We start from the raw sequence: 14,849 nt of genomic DNA, 5'->3' as shown, positions 1-14,849 counted from the left end.
CGCGGCGAGCCTGCCGCCCGAGGCTGAGGACATTCACTCTGCCATCGAGACTATGCTCTTTGAGCGCCTGGGCAAAGATGTCGCGGGCAAGCTCCACACGGCGCGCTCCCGCAATGATCAGATCGCTACCGATGTGCGCCTCTGGCTGCGCACGGCTTTAGATGAGCTACGTGGGGAGCTGACCAAGCTCCGCGTGCAGCTTGTCGCGCTGGCGGAGGCGAACCTGGGGACGGTGCTTCCTGGCCGCACGCACCACCAGCACGCACAGCCGGTTCTGCTCTCGCACCACTTATTAGCCTATTTCTGGATGCTCAGCCGCGACGACGAGCGCCTCTCCGACTGTCGCAAGCGCCTGAACTTTCTGCCGCTCGGAGCGGGAGCGCTTGCGGGGACGCCGTTTCCGATTGACCGGGAGTTTGTGGCCAAAGAGATAGGCTTTGACGGGGTCTGTCCCAACTCGCTGGACGCCGTGGCCGACCGAGACTTTGCGGTCGAGTTCTGCGCCGATGCCAGCCTGCTCCAGCTTCACTTATCGCGCCTTGCCGAGGAGCTGGTGCTCTGGAGCGCACCCGAGTTTGGTTTTGTGGAGCTCGCCGACTCGGTGACCACGGGCAGTAGCATCATGCCCCAGAAGAAAAACCCCGATGTCGCGGAGCTGATCCGGGGCAAGACCGGGCGTGTCTATGGCGACTTGACGACGCTTCTGACACTCATGAAGGGCCTCGTACTGACCTACAACAAGGACATGCAGGAGGACAAAGAGCCACTCTTCGACGCCGCGGATACCGTCACGCTCTGTGTCAGCCTCATGCACCGCATGCTAGAGACCGCCGCCTTCAAGCCCGAGCGGATGAAGGCCGCCATGCGCGGCGACTTCTCCACCGCCACCGACCTCGCCGATGCGCTGGCCGCCGATGGCGTCCCGTTTAGAGAAGCCCACGAGATTGTCGGGCGGATTGTCCGTGGCTGCATCGCGGAGAAAATCGGTCTGGAAGACCTCACGCTAGAGGCGCTCCAGAGCTATGACCCGCGCTTCACGGCAGTCGCTTTGGACGCTATCACCCCCGAAGCCTCCGCCAACGCCCGCACCAGCCAAGGCGGCACGGCCCGCGTGGCCGTCGAAGCACAGCTCCAGCTAGCCCATGCGAGCCTGGAGCAACCCTAGGATTTATCATGCGATCAGAACCAAGTAAACCGGGAAAACGAGGGGCAGCCCGTGCCACCCCGAAGCCTGCTGCGAAACCAGGAAGACCGTTAAAGGGTGGCAAGATCCGCCCCGTACCAAAGCCGCAACCCGAGGCAGAGAAGAAGCCCACAGCTCCCGCGTTTGACTATGTTCTGGAGACCATTCCCGGACTAGAGGCAATCGCGACCATTGAAGTGAAGGAGCGCTTTACCACGCCGCCGAAAAAAGACCGCAACGTGCCGGGTCTGCTCCACATGACATTTACGGGCAAGCCGGAGCGCCTGCTGGCTCTGCGCTCTGTGGTGGCGGTGTTTCGGAGACGAGTTCATGCCATCCCGCGTCCTACAGGGCTTCTGGGGCACCAGTATTTTTCCGCGATTCTTGCCGACTGCCGAGCCGCGATTGCACTCCATCCCGAGGGCAGCTTCACCTCTATTCGCCTCGCAGCAGCGGGCCGGGACTCGTCGGCGATGTCGCGAATTGCCAGTGAACTCGCCAAGGCGCTGAATCTTGAAGTGGATGTTACCGGCGAGGAGACGCAGACACTTCTCGTGCGACTCCTACCCATGCAGAAAAAAGTCGAGAAGCCGCCTCGTCGGCGCTCGCGCGACGATCCGCCTGAAGTGGATGAGTACATGACGGTCTGGGAGAGCATGGTGAGCCTCTCGCCGCGCCCTCTCTCGACGCGTTCCTGGCGTAAGGCCAACTACCCCGGTGCAGTCAATGCCTGTGTGGGCTACGCGATGGCAAAGCTGCTCGGCAATGCGGAGCGTGTGATCAATCTCTGCGCGGGCTCGGGGACGATTCTGGTCGAGCGGGAGCAAAAAAGTGCCCTCGGCTGCGACACCAGCAAGGCCGCACGGGAAGCCGCTTCCGCCAATGGGATCGAGCTGGCAGACTGGGACGCGACTGCGGTTCCCCTGGAAGACGGCTGGGCGGACGCGGTTGTGGCGGATCTTCCGTTTGGTCAGCGCATCGGCTCGCACAAGGACAATGTCAAGCTCTACCCCGCGCTCCTCACCGAGGCCGCACGTCTCCTGCGCCCCAATGGCACTGCCGTCTTTCTCACACAGGAAATCCGGCTTTTTGAAGAAAATCTCAGCCAGCAGTGGCAGATTGAGCGTGTCATTCCTCTCGCGGTTGGCGGCATGCACCCCAAGCTCTATGTGATTAAGCGGGTCAATCCGCGAGCTGGCGGCGGAGCAAAAAAGCAAAAAACGGTGCGCCCAAAATCGCCGTGATCACCCCGATAGGCAAGAGAACTCCGGGGAGGACACTCCGGGAGAGCTGATCGGCGAGGACGAGAAGCGCCGCGCCAAGCAGCGCGGCGATGGGGATAAGCGGCTTGTGGGGCGGGCCAAGAAGCGCACGGGCCAAGTGCGGCACGACCAACCCCACAAAGCCAATCACCCCCGAGACGGCAACCGCGCAGGCCGTGAGCAGGGCAATGAGCGCCAGCAACCCGAGCTTGAAGCGCTCCACATCTACTCCCACCGAGCGGGCCGTCGCCTCACCAAACGCCATCGCGTCCAGCCCCTTGCCGCAACGCGATAAGACAATCGCCCCGATAACAGTGACCGGGGCGAGAATGGAGATCTGTTGCCAGCCTGCATCGTCGAGATAGCCCATGAGCTTCTGCAAGATCCGGCTCTGGTCTTGCCGAGCAAGGGTGAGGAGCAAGTTGACAAAGGCAGCAAGAAAGGCCCCGACGACGATTCCCGCCAGCAGAAACCCGGAGAGCGAGAGCTGCCGCCCGGAGCGGGCAAGTGCGAAAACCAGAAATGTCGCAAGTAGGGCACAGGTGAGGGCTAGGAGCGAGAGAAGCGGCTGACCGGGGGTGTCCGCAATGCCAAGGAGCACGCCAAGCCCCACTCCCACCGAGGCCCCCGAGGCGACTCCCACAAGATAGGGGTCGGCCAGAGGATTGCCCGTGAGCCCCTGCAAACCGACTCCTGAGACAGCTAGTGCTGCGCCCACAAACGCCGCCGCGATGATGCGTGGCAGGCGAACACCCCAGACAATGGGGCCATGACGAGGATGGAGCAGCTCCTGCCACGCCACAGAGACGCTGAGCGTGCGCTCGCCAATGAGCGCCGCAAAGAGAATACTCCCCAAGCACAGCAAAACCGCCCCGAGCAGCACCGGCCAGAACGGCAGGCGTCTCACGGCAAGAGCGCCTGCACCGCCGCCCAGAGCTGGGCAAAAACTGCGTCCTCAGACTGCGTGCCATCCAAAATGACAAAGCGTTCCGGCTCCTCGGCGGCAACGGCGAGATAGCCCTCGCGCACCCGCTGGTGAAATGCTTCTGCCTCACGGTCCAGGCGATTGGTCTCCCCCGTGGAGCGCCGCGCCTTGCCAACGGAGACCGGGACATCGAGCAGGAACGTTTTATGGGGCACAAGTCCCTGGGTAGCGAAAGCATTGGCGGCACGGATGAAGTCTAGCGGGAGGCCGCGTGCAAAGCCCTGGTAAGCCAGTGACGAGTCAGTAAAGCGATCACAGAGCACGATCTTGCCGGACTCTAGCGCAGGCCGCACCACCTGCGCCACGTTCTGGGCACGGCTGGCGGCAAAGAGCAAAAACTCCGCCTCGCGGGTCATCGCGCTGCGATCCAAAAGAAGCTGGCGTACTTGCTCACCCACAAAGTCACCACCGGGCTCACGGGTACGAAGCGTCTCATAGCCGCGCTCGGCGAGTGCCCCTTCAAGCCGCCCAATCTGCGTCGTCTTGCCTGCCCCATCAGGGCCTTCAAACGTAAAAAAATCCCGCACGTGTCTTCCACGGCGGGATTGTACCCTCCAATAGCCTGACTAAGGTGTGTAGATCTGGGTCGGCTTGGTACGCTTGAACAAATAGAAGTCGTTGGCACGCACTCTGGCCCAAGGTAAGACCTTGACATGGCCATCTGCAAAGACATAGTTCCCTAGGTTGGCATGGCCCGGCATGGGCTTCCAGTTGTTGAACTCTGTGGCGCAGCCGGGAGGGGCTTGGTCCACCGGAGCAGTACCCCGCCAAGTGCGTCCAGGAAGCTTGGAGTAATTACAGTTGGTGAAGAACGACCCCCACCAAGCCCCAACCACACTGTCCGAGTAGGCACCGTTGGGTGACCAGTTCTCCACGAGAGAGAGCGTATCTGCGGGAGCATCCAAACTCGCTTCGGAGGTAGGAACCTCATTTGCGAGGGGCACTCGGCGTGCCCAGGGACTCATCCCCGTGTTCTGATCCGGTGTCTGACCTTTGGCAGCGCCCTCAACCGTGTTCATCCACCCAATGTAGCCATAGGAGCGGAAGATACGCTTGGTTCGGTAGCTAGCATCCCAGAAAGGCATGGTTGTAATACGCCCTGTAGAGTCGCTGGGACAGGTGAAGATACGGTCGTTTTTCACGTAGGGCATGATCTGCGCATCGTAGGGAATATTGAACTCGGTTCCTCCGTTGATGGGCGGAGTGTAGGCAAAAGCGTAGGGATAGGTCCCATCGTAATCCTGGGTGTACATCATCATCCCAAGACCGATCTGCTTCATATTGGAGAGGCAAGATGTCTGGCGTGCCTTGTCCCTGGCTTGGGCAAAGACAGGGAAGAGGATCGCAGCAAGGATAGCGATAATCGCAATAACTACTAAAAGCTCAATGAGCGTGAAAACTCTACGATTCATAAATAAAAAAACCTCCAAACTAAGATGTGTAGATTCTAACACAAAATTTCATGTTTTATTAATGTGTACCAATTATTTTTTCTTTCTGTCGCAAATCCCGTGATAGCCGTGGACGGTAAACCTCCCGGCTTTGGGGCCTTTGGCCGCCTCCTCGTCCCTCGTCGGTAGATTGTGGGTGCGCGAGGAGAAATTCCGCCGAAGGCGCGGCGGAACGCCCCAAAGACCCGACGATTTCCGTCGAGGCGATATGCGTCACGAGATTTGCGACAGAAAGTATTTTTTTGCCTCTACTTCTGTGGTATTCTTTGGCTCATGGCAACACGAAAAGCACTAGTCGTCTGGGGCGGCTGGGAGGGGCATCAGCCCAAAGAAGTTGGGGCGTTATTCGCGGAGGTCCTGCGGGGTAAGGGCTTCGAAGTGATCGTCGAAGACACGCTCGATGCGTATCTCAACCACGATCTCTCGACGTTTAGCCTGATCGTTCCCGTCTGGACCATGGGGCAGATCATGGGTGAGCAAGAGAAAGCTCTGGTGAGTGCGGTGAAGTCGGGTGTCGGGATCGCGGGCTGCCACGGCGGCATGTGCGATAGCTTCCGAAACAGTAACGAGTACCAGTTTATGACGGGAGGCCAGTGGGTCTCGCACCCGGGCAACGATAGTGTCGAGTACACGGTAGATATCCGCGACCCGGATCACTTCATTACCCAGGGAATCCCCTCCCCGATTCACGTAAAATCCGAGCAGTACTACTTGCATGTTGACCCTGCCGTTCGCGTTCTAGGCACCACACGCTTTCCCGTCGCTGATGGGCCGCATGTGAAAAATGGGATTGTGGACATGCCGACAATCTGGACAAAGTACTACGGCGAGGGCCGGGTCTTTTATAACGCGCTGGGCCACCGCGCCAGCGACCTAGCACAACCCGAGGTGCTGGAGATCTGCCTTCGGGGCTGTCTCTGGGCCGCTCACGCCGAAGATGCTCTCTAGCTAGATCGGCGGAAGAAGTGGCACGGCTCCCTCAGGGGGTAGTACGATGGGCTCTTGCGCAAGGGCGAAGACTTGCTCAAAAGTAAGCGAGCGTCCTTGTGCAAGAGCCTTTTCCAGAACCTCGGGGCTCTCTTGCTGGAGACAAGCCAGATCGCGGTCATAGACCCGCTGCTCTAGGGCATTGGGCGGAAGCTGGACGCTTTCACGGACGGTGAAGATGTAGCCGTAGAGCTTTCCGCAGCGCTCGGCCTGTCCGATATCTGCCATCAGAGAAGCCACCGCTCCCAGGAAATAGACTCCCATCATGGGTCGTGTGATCGTTCCCTTGCGGAAATGAAGCATCTGCAACATCGCTTTATGAGCCAGCTGCCAGCGCGAGAGATGGCGACAGGCCTGCATCAGATCGTGCCAGGCGTTGTAGGCATCCCCAGGGGCACCAAGGCGAGGTGCGAGCAACGCCAGCCGGTCGGCGAGCTCTTTGAGGATTGCCACGTCTGGCACAAGCTGAGCACGCTGGGCACGAATCTGCATGTTCAGAGCAAGCACCTCCATGTGCGTGCTCTCCAGCAGAGCAGCCGTCTCTTGGAGCTGCTCCAAGATCGGAGCCGCGATCTCAAAGCGCTGGTAGACCAGATGAATCCCCACCAAGGCAAAGAGCGCCTCCATGACTTTTGCACGATCCCCTTCTTCCTCGAACAGAGCAATAGCCTGCGCCAGAATCGCAATCTTCTTTTCATGGTCACGGTTATGATTAAGAAAGCGCTCCCCTTGAAGCAGTGCCTGACCATAGTGCCAGCGCCAGCGGGTATCGTTCTGGATCTCTTCGAGAATCGGCTCAATACTGCTCTGGTAGCTCTCGTAGGAGTTGGGTGTCACTTCTGCCTTAAGATAGAGCGTGGCCTCGATAGCAACTCTCCGATCATCGGAGTGTGAAGCGGCCTTAAGAAGCTCCAGCGCACGCTCCCGCTGCCCTGCTCGTAGCAAGAGCACGCCCAAGGTGAGGAGGGTTGCAGAATGAGCTTCGGAAGTATCAGCGACCTCGGCAAGGGCCTGCTCGGTCAGGCGTACTCCCTCATGAAGAAACTCCCGCCGAATCCAGTAGCTGCCCAGTGCACTAACAAGCCGTAGCTTATGGCGGGAGTGAAGAGTGGTATAGGCAGTAAAAAAGTTGGCTTGCTCGGCATCCAGGCGCTTAAACCAGAGGTGCTGCTCCCTGCGGCGCAGCTCTGGGGCGGCACGCTCAGCCAGATCAAGAAACCAGCGACCATGACGCTGGCGAACCAACACTGCCTCATCACTCTGCGCAAGACGCTCCTCGGCCCACTGGCGAATGGGCTCTAAGGAGCGGTAGCGCGTCGTGCCATCGGGCAGGATGCGTACTTGCAACAAAGACTTCTCCACTAGCGCCGCCAGATCACCACGTGATGCCTCGCAGATCTCCAGGATCGCCTCACGGGTGCCACCACCGGAAAAGACCGACAGCCGCCGCAGTAGCTGCTGCTGTGGGGGGGTAAGAAGCGCCTCACTCCAGGCGAGTGTCGCTTCCAGAGAGCGGTGACGGAGCGGCAGGGAAGTGCTCGCCTGCTCACTGAGCCCGAGTCCCTGGCTGAGATCCTGGGCAATCTCTTGAAGCGAGAGGGTTCGGCACTGAGAGGCTGCCAGCTCTAGTGCGATCGGCAGACCCTCAAGCTTGGCACAGATCTGCGTGAGGGCTTCAGGGTCCTCAGGCAGCTCAGGGCGAATGGCGCGGGCGGAGACTTGCAGAAAACGCATCGCTGTCTCAATCGCAAGTGGCTCAAGAACCAGCGTGCGCTCCCCCATTAAGCGCAGAGGCTCACGGCTTGTGACGATCAGCTTGAGGCGAGGAGCGGCACGCAGGAGTCGCAGAGCCACCGAGGCTGTTTGTGCCAGAACGTGCTCCGCATTATCCAGGATCAGCAGTAACGGACGGCTCGCGAGTAGACGTAGTAGACTTTCCTCCGAGCTTTCTTGCCCCCCGACAGAGAAGGCAAGTGCCTCACCAATTTTCTGGAAAACCAGCGCTTCGTCGCAGCCTGGTGCAAGCGCGGCCAACTCCACAAAGGCCGCTTCTCGCTTGCCTCCCGAGACCACCGTGGACGCCAAGCGCGTCTTGCCAATCCCCCCTGGCCCCAGAAGAGTCACTAGCCGTGTCCCTGGCTCCGCCAGCAGAGTGCTCAGCCGCTCGATCTCGTCCTCACGACCATGGAACTCTGAAAGATAGATCGGGAGCGATGAGGGGATTGTCGGTGGGGGAATTCCTTCATGGGGGAGCGCTGTAAAGAGCGCCTTGAGCCGCTCGCGCTCGGTCAGGATTGCTTCTTCGAAAAACCCCGGTAGCAGCTCGCCACGCCAGAGGCTCCGTGCCCGTGCAAGATCTCCCATTTGTATCGCAGCCTCAAACGCAGCGACATCCGTCGTGATACCCTCGCAAAGCCAGAGAGTCTGGGAGTCGGAGCAAATCAGCTCCAAAGGTTCAAAAGACTGCCGCAGATAGAGCAGTGTCTGCCGCAAGTTGCGCCGCCCCGTCTCGGTGTTGGCATCGGGCCAGAGCTGCACGGCTAGCTCCTCACGGGAGTGTTTTTGCCTCGGACGGAGTGTCAGTAAAGCAAAGAGCGCGGCCACTTTCCGTCGAGGAAAGCTATCAAAGACGCGGCCTTCCGCCTCAACCCGAAGTCCCCCGAGCAGCCCAATCTGAATCATCTTGGAAAATTATAGCAAAAATAACGCTTAGATGACGCACGGATGACGCTGTGTCTACGGGTGGCTGAGATACTAGCACTGAAAGGAAGAACTTTAATGAGTACACTTGCCCTCCCCTGGATTCAGGATGAGCCTAGTTTAGCCGATGCAAATCTCTCCAACGATGCCTATGCCAAGCTTGTCGAGGGCTTGCTTAAAGTCGCTACCGATGCCGCCGACAAGCTCGTGGTCAGTGGTAACGAGAGCCCACGCGAGGTCGCGATGGAGGCTCTGAATGTCTATGTTCTCGCCATGATGCTGGGAGCCGCTGGAGCCGTGGGAACGGGAACCGCGACGGGCGCTGTGATTGGTGGGGTCGCCACGGCTTGGACAGGCCCCGGACTGGTTCTCGGAGCCGCAGTTGGTGGAGGCATCGGCCTGATGGTGGGAATGGTCCCCGTACTGATTATCGGGATGGCCTATATAGATGCCATTGATCGGGTCAACACCAAGTATCCCCCCACCGCTCAGACCGCCTCGCTCCTGCGCCTCGCGCCGCAAGCCGGAAGGTCCGAGTCGTTTGCGGTTCACCTGCTCACCTTATTTATCCCAGGCGACCTTGGGGCTATTGCCGACCGCTGGGACGCCGCTCCTAACCTGCCAAGTGCCGTTCGTGGTTTTCTGGCCCGCCACCGGTTCCTTCAGCCCTCTCTCCAGCGGCTCATCCGCCTGATCCGAACCCAGAAAGCCTCCGCCAATGCCTTTTCCATCCGGCCTATCAGCCAGTTTGATGCCACCCGCAGCATTGTCTATCGCCAGCAGCCTGAGCAGAACTGGCTGGAGTGGATGGGCCTCACGACCCTGAAGCTACGCGCCGACGATGCCAAGCTCACCATGACCCTGCCAAGAGCACTCACCGAAGTCGGAGCGCCCGCACGCCTGCGAACAGACCTGCCGAACTTCAATATCCGGGTGGGGGGCGATGGCGGCGCGATTCCCTATATCCAGTTTGGCCTCAAGCCCAGTGCCTTTGACATGACCCTAGGCGAGACGCGCTTACTGACCACGGGGCGTGACCGAGGCAAAGTCCGGCTGAGCTTCCGAATCGCTAAGGGCGCGACTCTGGGCAGTGCCAGCGGTAGCTTTAAGTGGGGCCCTGGAAACGGCGCACTGACCTTTGCTTCCCCCAAGCTCACGGAAGCGCTGAGCGTTGAAGTGTTCCTCAAGCCCGAGGGAGGGCTACTCGCCTTTGACCATGTCGAGGTGGGCGATCTGCGCCTCTCGCTAGAGACACCGGATCTGATCAAGAACCTGCCCGGAATCGGAGGGCTGATTGACCAGATCATCAAGGGAATCGTAGGTTTCTTCAAGAATCTCTTCACCACGGCGATTAGCTGGGCCAGCCAGTTCCAGCAGCTCGCAGGCTACTCAATCAAGGCACTAGAAGCCGCTCTCGCCCAGACTGCCCGTACGTGCGGCGTGCTTGCTCTTAGTGGTCTCCAGCAGCTCCAGAGCACCGGGAACTCCCTCCAGGTACTCGTTCGGGCCACCACGCTACGTCTTCCTGAGATAAAAGACACCATCATGCGTCTTGCCTTGCTTGAGTATCGTTTTGTCCGCCGCTCGCTCTGGGGGGCACGAGGTTAAATATGAAAACTCTCTTTTTGGCCATGGGGGCACTCGCAGTGTTTTCCCCCCTGAGCTATGCTCAAAACACGAACCCAATTTTCCCCGTCTCTTTTGCGACTCCAAAGAGCTGGAAAGTGCTAAAAACCCAGGATAACAACACCGTCTTAGTTCTCACAGGCTCGGCACAGGTAGATGCACTCTTAGTCACCCATCTCGGGCTCTACGAGAAGTTTGAGCCGCTTGTCGCATGTCTGGCAACTTCTCTCAAAGACCTGAACTGCAAGAATATTGAGGTGAGTGAGGAAGGGGAGAAAGTGGTGCAGGGCAAGAAGGCCTATGTCGCCCGAGGCCGCGCTCAGAACGCCCAGGGGATGCCCGTTGCATTTACACTCTATGGCACGCTCTCGGGCAAGCAGCTTGGGGCAGGGCTCGTCACTCTTTCAAGCCCAGAGAAGAGCACCGAGACAACCCGCGCCGCGGAGAGCCTGCTGGGCAGCCTGATCTTTAGCAGTTTCACGCCCAGTAAAACCGCCGCCACCGCACTGGTTGGAACCTGGGAAGGCGGCAAGAGTGAGGGCTCACGCACCTCAGGAATTGGCGGGGTGAGCGTGGCCTCATCTACTCGCTATGTATTTGAGAGCAACGGGCGCTTTTCTTCCCGCTCCCAGAGCATGGTGAGCGCCAGCGGCGAGTTCGGTGAGTTTGGGTCAGGGCTCTCAAAAAATAGCTCCACGGAAGATGACGGTCAGTACTTTGTGGTCGGGAAAAAGCTGGTTCTCTCCAGCACCAAAAACGGCACGATGGTCATGGACTACACGCTCCAGGGAAATCTATTGAAAGCCGCAGGAGCCGTTCTACGGCGAAGATAGCTTGCCATTCCTAGACGCAAGCGGGTAGGATAGGCCGTTGTGTCTAACCTACCCATTTCGCTTTCTATCCTACCGGCTTCTCCCCTGTCGCCCGACTGGGGAATGCTTCCTATAGCGGAGTGCGGCGAGCCACTCGTCACGCTGACAGACTCGCCTCGGCTTCGCCTCAAGCCCGTCTATGCGGAGCTTGCGCTCGCGGGTGCCTCCACGACAATGCAGCTTCGGAGTGGCGCGGCAGAGCGACTGGAACAAGCGCTCTCTTTGCTGCCTGAGACGCTCGGCGTGCTTGTGCTGGATGTCTTTCGGCCACTCTCGGTTCAGCAGGCACTCTGGGACTGGCAGTGGGCCGAAGTCACCCGCGACTACCCGCTCCTAACCCGCGCTGAGACTCACGAGAAAGTGCGCGATTTCGTCGCCGAGCCCAGCGCCGACCCTGCGAAGCCTACGCCACATCGCACCGGCGGCGCGGTTGATCTCACGCTCTTTGACTTGGCCACGAGTGAGCCACTTCCGATGGGCACCGATTTTGACGAGGCGACTGACGCCACGCAGACCGACTGGTTCGAGCGCTTTCCTCATGAGCCTTTTACCACGAACCGCCGTCTGCTCTACGATGCCATGACGAGGGCTGGGTTTGTGAACTATCCCAACGAGTGGTGGCACTACGAGTTCGGCACCCGGCGCTGGGCAGCTTGCCAGGGCACGAATCTTGCAGTCTATGGATCAGCGGAGTAGTAAATAGCTATGGAGGAGATCGAAGGGCTCAAGGAGATCGTCGTGTTTCTCTCCTACGAAAACGAAGAGCGGCCACGCCAGCTCGCGGAGGCGATGCTCACGGAGCTGAAGCTTCCGTATCTTGCCCTGGGAGTGGATGCACTCACGAGTGGTTGTGAGCTGCGGCTCTACTACCATAAAGAGACACTGGCGAGCGTGCGAGCTTACTTGGATCGCCACCAGATCCTCCACGATATCACCTACTTATAATTTCCCCGTCGCACGGGGCCAGGGAGCCACTTGCAGATATTAATCGTAGATGACGACGCGACCGCACGGAAAGTATTGGCGGGACAGCTCACGCAGCTCGGCCATGAGACGCGCACGGTTGCCTCGGCTCACGAGGCAATCTGTAGCTACCAACGGCTTGGGGCCGATGTCATTGTTACTGACTGGAAGATGCCCGGCACTGACGGCCTAGAGCTCTGCCGCCGCCTGCGCGATACCCGCAGCGATGCATCCCCCTATCCCTACATCATCCTGCTCACCGCCCACGATGGCCCGGACTGCTTTCTGCGTGGGATGGAAGCGGGGGCGGATGATTACTTAGTGAAGCCGCTGGACATCCGCCACTTGCAGGCGCGCCTGATCGCCGCCGACCGCGTGACGACTCTCCATAAGCGCCTCTTTGATGCCTCCCGCACCGATGCGCTCACCGGCCTCGCGAACCGCTTACGCCTCAACGAGCGCCTTGCGATCTTGCGGGAACAAGTGGAGACCTCGTGCCAGGGAATCACACTGGCCCTCTGTGACATTGACTTTTTCAAGCGCTACAACGACCGCTACGGGCACTTAGAGGGCGATCTTGCTCTCTGGCGCGTCGCTGAGGTTCTCCGAAATGGCGTGGAAGGCGTCGGCCAGGCGTTTCGCTACGGCGGCGAGGAGTTCTGCCTGGTTATCGAGAGCCTCCCTCCCCCCGCCACCGACACACTAGAGCAGATTCGCAAGAACTTAGAGAGCGCCGCCATTGCCCACGAGACCAGCGACTTAGGGATTCTCACGCTCTCAATGGGAGCCTCCACGCTCCGCCCCGGCGATGGCAAGTCCGGCGACCAGCTCCTCTCCGAGGCGGACACTGCGCTCTACCAAGCCAAATCGTTTGGCCGCAATCAGCTAGCGCCCAAAGCCTTCGAGCGCCTCTCACAGCGCCACTAGCGCTTAAGTGACCTCCCGGCTCGCTTAGGCTCGCCACCCTACGGCTTCGCGAAGGGTTTAAGTGCCTTGGTCAGGCGCTGATAAAGTTGCGTCACCCAGGGGTCATCGGCAGGCGGCGCGTTTTTGATCCGCAGATCACAGGGTGCGATCCAGATATTGCTGTTTTTAAGCCCAACTGTGGCGACCAGTGGAAACAGCTCCTCGATTTTTTCGTCGCCTAGGGCCAGGCAGCCAATCGAGACACGGTTGCCATGAACATAGATATCGCTCCCCATTTTCTGGCGCGGCACCACGGCGTGCGCGAGATCGTCTTTGTTGGGATAGTCCACCCGAAACGAGAGATGAAACCGGGAGTTTGGGTTAAGCGCGGTGAGCTTGTAAAACCCCTCAGGCACTTGCCGATCCCCCTCACGCCGCTTGACACCCGCGCTGCCGCTGGCTGCCAGAACATCGTAGTCCGCGAGAAACTTATAGGCACCGCCGCCGCCGGAGCCCCAGATCTCCAGTTTCTTCTCTTCTTTGAAGGCCAGTAGCAGCAGGTGCTGGGGAGGAAAGGCGAGCTTAGCACGTTTACAGGCCGGAACAAATCGCCGACGCATAGCGGGGCCGTAGCTCTCCAGAGCCGTTTCTAAAGTGCGCTGCATCGCATTCAGTATACCAATCTCTAAGCGGCAAGACGCAGGGAAAATGGCTTGTTGGTGAGCTGCTCGCGCAGGTCGTGAACGGAAGCAACAGGGGCGATACGAAGCAGATTTGTCAGTGCGTCTGCCGTCATGGGTCGGTGGAAGTAGTAGCCTTGACCGATCTGGCAGCCTAGCTCTTGAGCAAGTACTGCTTGCTCCTCCGTCTCAACTCCCTCCGCGATTACCATCAAGTCAAGGGCAAATGCCGCGGATGAGATAGCGCACATCAAGGAATGGTTTCGCCTTGCACGGGAAGGATTGGAGTCGGTCGCACTCTGCAAAAACGAGCGGTCTATCTTCAGGAGATGGAGAGGCAGCTCACTCAGAGCTGCGAGGGAGGAGTAGCCTGTTCCAAAATCATCCAGAACTAATGCGACCCCAATATCGTAAAGGTACTGAAGCTGTATAAGGACAAGCTTCTGCCCTTCGGCGAGGATACTCTCCGTGACCTCGAAGGCTAACTTTTCAGGAGGGAGACCCGTCTTCTGAAGAACTTCCAGCACCGTATCAGCAAATGTCTCATCAAGGAGCTGAGCGACGGAGACATTGAGTCCGAGAGCAAGGTCAGGGGATAAGCGACGCCAGCGCTGTAGGTTGCGGCAGCCTTGTTCCAGAAGCTGTCGCCCCAAAGGAATAATCAGCCCCGTTTCCTCCGCGATAGGAATAAAGTGATCGGGGGGGATCGTTCCGAGAGTAGGATGGTTCCAGCGCGCCAAGCCTTCCAGCCCGACAATCTTTCGCGAGTCGAGCCGCACGAGAGGCTGGTAGTAAAGCTCGATCTCCTGGTTGTCTATCGCCTTGCGTAGCTCACCTTCCAGCTCAAAGCGGCTCCGAACCGCTCTCTCCATCTCCGAGTCAAAAGCGGCAATCCGGTTTTTCCCCTGATGCTTGGCTGCGTACATGGCAATATCGGCATTTCGCAGAAGGCTCGGTGCATCAAGATCCGTGGTCGTTGCAATCCCAATACTCGTGCTGAGATAGAGGGTTTGGCCCTCGATGGTCAGTGGCTGGCGAATCTGTTTTAGAAGAGAGTCGGCAAGCTGCTGCGCCTCGGCTTCGATGGCATCCGGGTGCAGTAAGACCGTAAACTCATCGCCGCCGAGCCGAATGACATCACCACACATTCCCACACCGCTTCGGAGCCGGTTTGCCACATGGAACAAGACAAGATCCCCGATGGGATGCCCAAGCGTATCGTTGATGGCTTTGA

At 59.2% G+C, this 14,849-nt stretch carries 14 protein-coding genes; 8 read left to right on the top strand and 6 right to left on the bottom strand.

Annotated elements, in window-relative coordinates:
- The coding region (argH, locus tag RMO15_RS23765) for an argininosuccinate lyase (RefSeq protein ID WP_309718318.1) at positions 1–1,165 on the top strand (1,165 nt) is incomplete at its 5' end.
- 8 nt (positions 1,166–1,173) lie between these two features.
- Positions 1,174–2,427, top strand: a complete 1,254-nt coding sequence (locus RMO15_RS23760; RefSeq protein WP_309718315.1) for a methyltransferase domain-containing protein — start codon at positions 1,174–1,176, stop codon at positions 2,425–2,427.
- Here the strand turns inward: RMO15_RS23760 and RMO15_RS23755 are convergent.
- Genes RMO15_RS23755 through RMO15_RS23745 form a run of 3 tightly spaced genes read right to left on the bottom strand, consistent with a single transcriptional unit; the run spans position 2,366 to position 4,842 of the window.
- Positions 2,366–3,352, bottom strand: a complete 987-nt coding sequence (locus tag RMO15_RS23755; RefSeq protein WP_309718312.1) for an iron ABC transporter permease — start codon at positions 3,350–3,352, stop codon at positions 2,366–2,368. The genes RMO15_RS23760 and RMO15_RS23755 overlap by 62 nt on opposite strands.
- Positions 3,349–3,957 (bottom strand): dTMP kinase, encoded by a 609-nt coding sequence (tmk, locus tag RMO15_RS23750; RefSeq protein WP_309718305.1) that lies wholly within the window; start codon positions 3,955–3,957, stop codon positions 3,349–3,351. The genes RMO15_RS23755 and tmk overlap by 4 nt, the downstream gene beginning before the upstream one ends.
- A 39-nt stretch (positions 3,958–3,996) precedes the next feature.
- Entirely contained in the window at positions 3,997–4,842 is an 846-nt protein-coding gene (locus RMO15_RS23745; protein ID WP_309718293.1) for a DUF1559 domain-containing protein, read from the bottom strand.
- A gap of 312 nt (positions 4,843–5,154) precedes the next feature.
- Here RMO15_RS23745 and RMO15_RS23740 point away from each other — a divergent pair, with 312 nt between their 5' ends.
- Positions 5,155–5,829, top strand: a complete 675-nt coding sequence (locus tag RMO15_RS23740; RefSeq protein WP_309718290.1) for a ThuA domain-containing protein — start codon at positions 5,155–5,157, stop codon at positions 5,827–5,829.
- On the opposite strand, the gene RMO15_RS23735 is transcribed toward RMO15_RS23740, so the two are convergent.
- The gene (locus tag RMO15_RS23735) at positions 5,830–8,550 is read right to left on the bottom strand and encodes an NB-ARC domain-containing protein (protein WP_309718287.1); all 2,721 of its coding nucleotides are present in this window, start codon (positions 8,548–8,550) and stop codon (positions 5,830–5,832) included.
- Between the two features lie 96 nt (positions 8,551–8,646).
- Between RMO15_RS23735 and RMO15_RS23730 the strand changes: the two genes are divergently transcribed.
- From RMO15_RS23730 to RMO15_RS23710, 5 genes are read left to right on the top strand one after another with little or no spacing between them, the layout of a single operon-like run.
- Positions 8,647–10,176: a hypothetical protein gene (locus RMO15_RS23730; RefSeq protein WP_309718284.1), complete on the top strand. Its 1,530-nt coding sequence runs from the start codon at positions 8,647–8,649 to the stop codon at positions 10,174–10,176.
- A 2-nt stretch (positions 10,177–10,178) separates the two neighbouring features.
- Complete coding sequence (locus RMO15_RS23725) at positions 10,179–11,027, top strand: hypothetical protein (RefSeq protein ID WP_309718282.1); 849 nt, start codon at positions 10,179–10,181, stop codon at positions 11,025–11,027.
- 39 nt (positions 11,028–11,066) lie between these two features.
- Entirely contained in the window at positions 11,067–11,762 is a 696-nt protein-coding gene (locus tag RMO15_RS23720; protein ID WP_309718279.1) for a M15 family metallopeptidase, read from the top strand.
- A gap of 9 nt (positions 11,763–11,771) precedes the next feature.
- The gene (locus RMO15_RS23715) at positions 11,772–12,011 is read left to right on the top strand and encodes a hypothetical protein (protein ID WP_309718276.1); all 240 of its coding nucleotides are present in this window, start codon (positions 11,772–11,774) and stop codon (positions 12,009–12,011) included.
- 30 nt (positions 12,012–12,041) lie between these two features.
- Positions 12,042–12,956 carry a diguanylate cyclase gene (locus tag RMO15_RS23710; RefSeq protein ID WP_309718272.1) on the top strand — a complete coding sequence of 305 codons (915 nt, stop codon included), beginning with the start codon at positions 12,042–12,044 and terminating at the stop codon, positions 12,954–12,956.
- Between the two features lie 38 nt (positions 12,957–12,994).
- On the opposite strand, the gene RMO15_RS23705 is transcribed toward RMO15_RS23710, so the two are convergent.
- Both RMO15_RS23705 and RMO15_RS23700 read right to left on the bottom strand, forming a co-directional pair.
- Positions 12,995–13,600, bottom strand: a complete 606-nt coding sequence (locus tag RMO15_RS23705; RefSeq protein ID WP_309718269.1) for a L,D-transpeptidase family protein — start codon at positions 13,598–13,600, stop codon at positions 12,995–12,997.
- A 20-nt stretch (positions 13,601–13,620) separates the two neighbouring features.
- Positions 13,621–14,849: bifunctional diguanylate cyclase/phosphodiesterase (locus tag RMO15_RS23700; RefSeq protein WP_309718266.1), on the bottom strand; the 1,229-nt coding region annotated here is incomplete at its 5' end.

The organism is Armatimonas sp. (genome assembly GCF_031410135.1).
Classification (GTDB): domain Bacteria; phylum Armatimonadota; class Armatimonadia; order Armatimonadales; family Armatimonadaceae; genus Armatimonas.
Note: the sequence above shows the minus strand (reverse complement) of the source record. Positions and strands in the feature narration are given on the sequence as shown.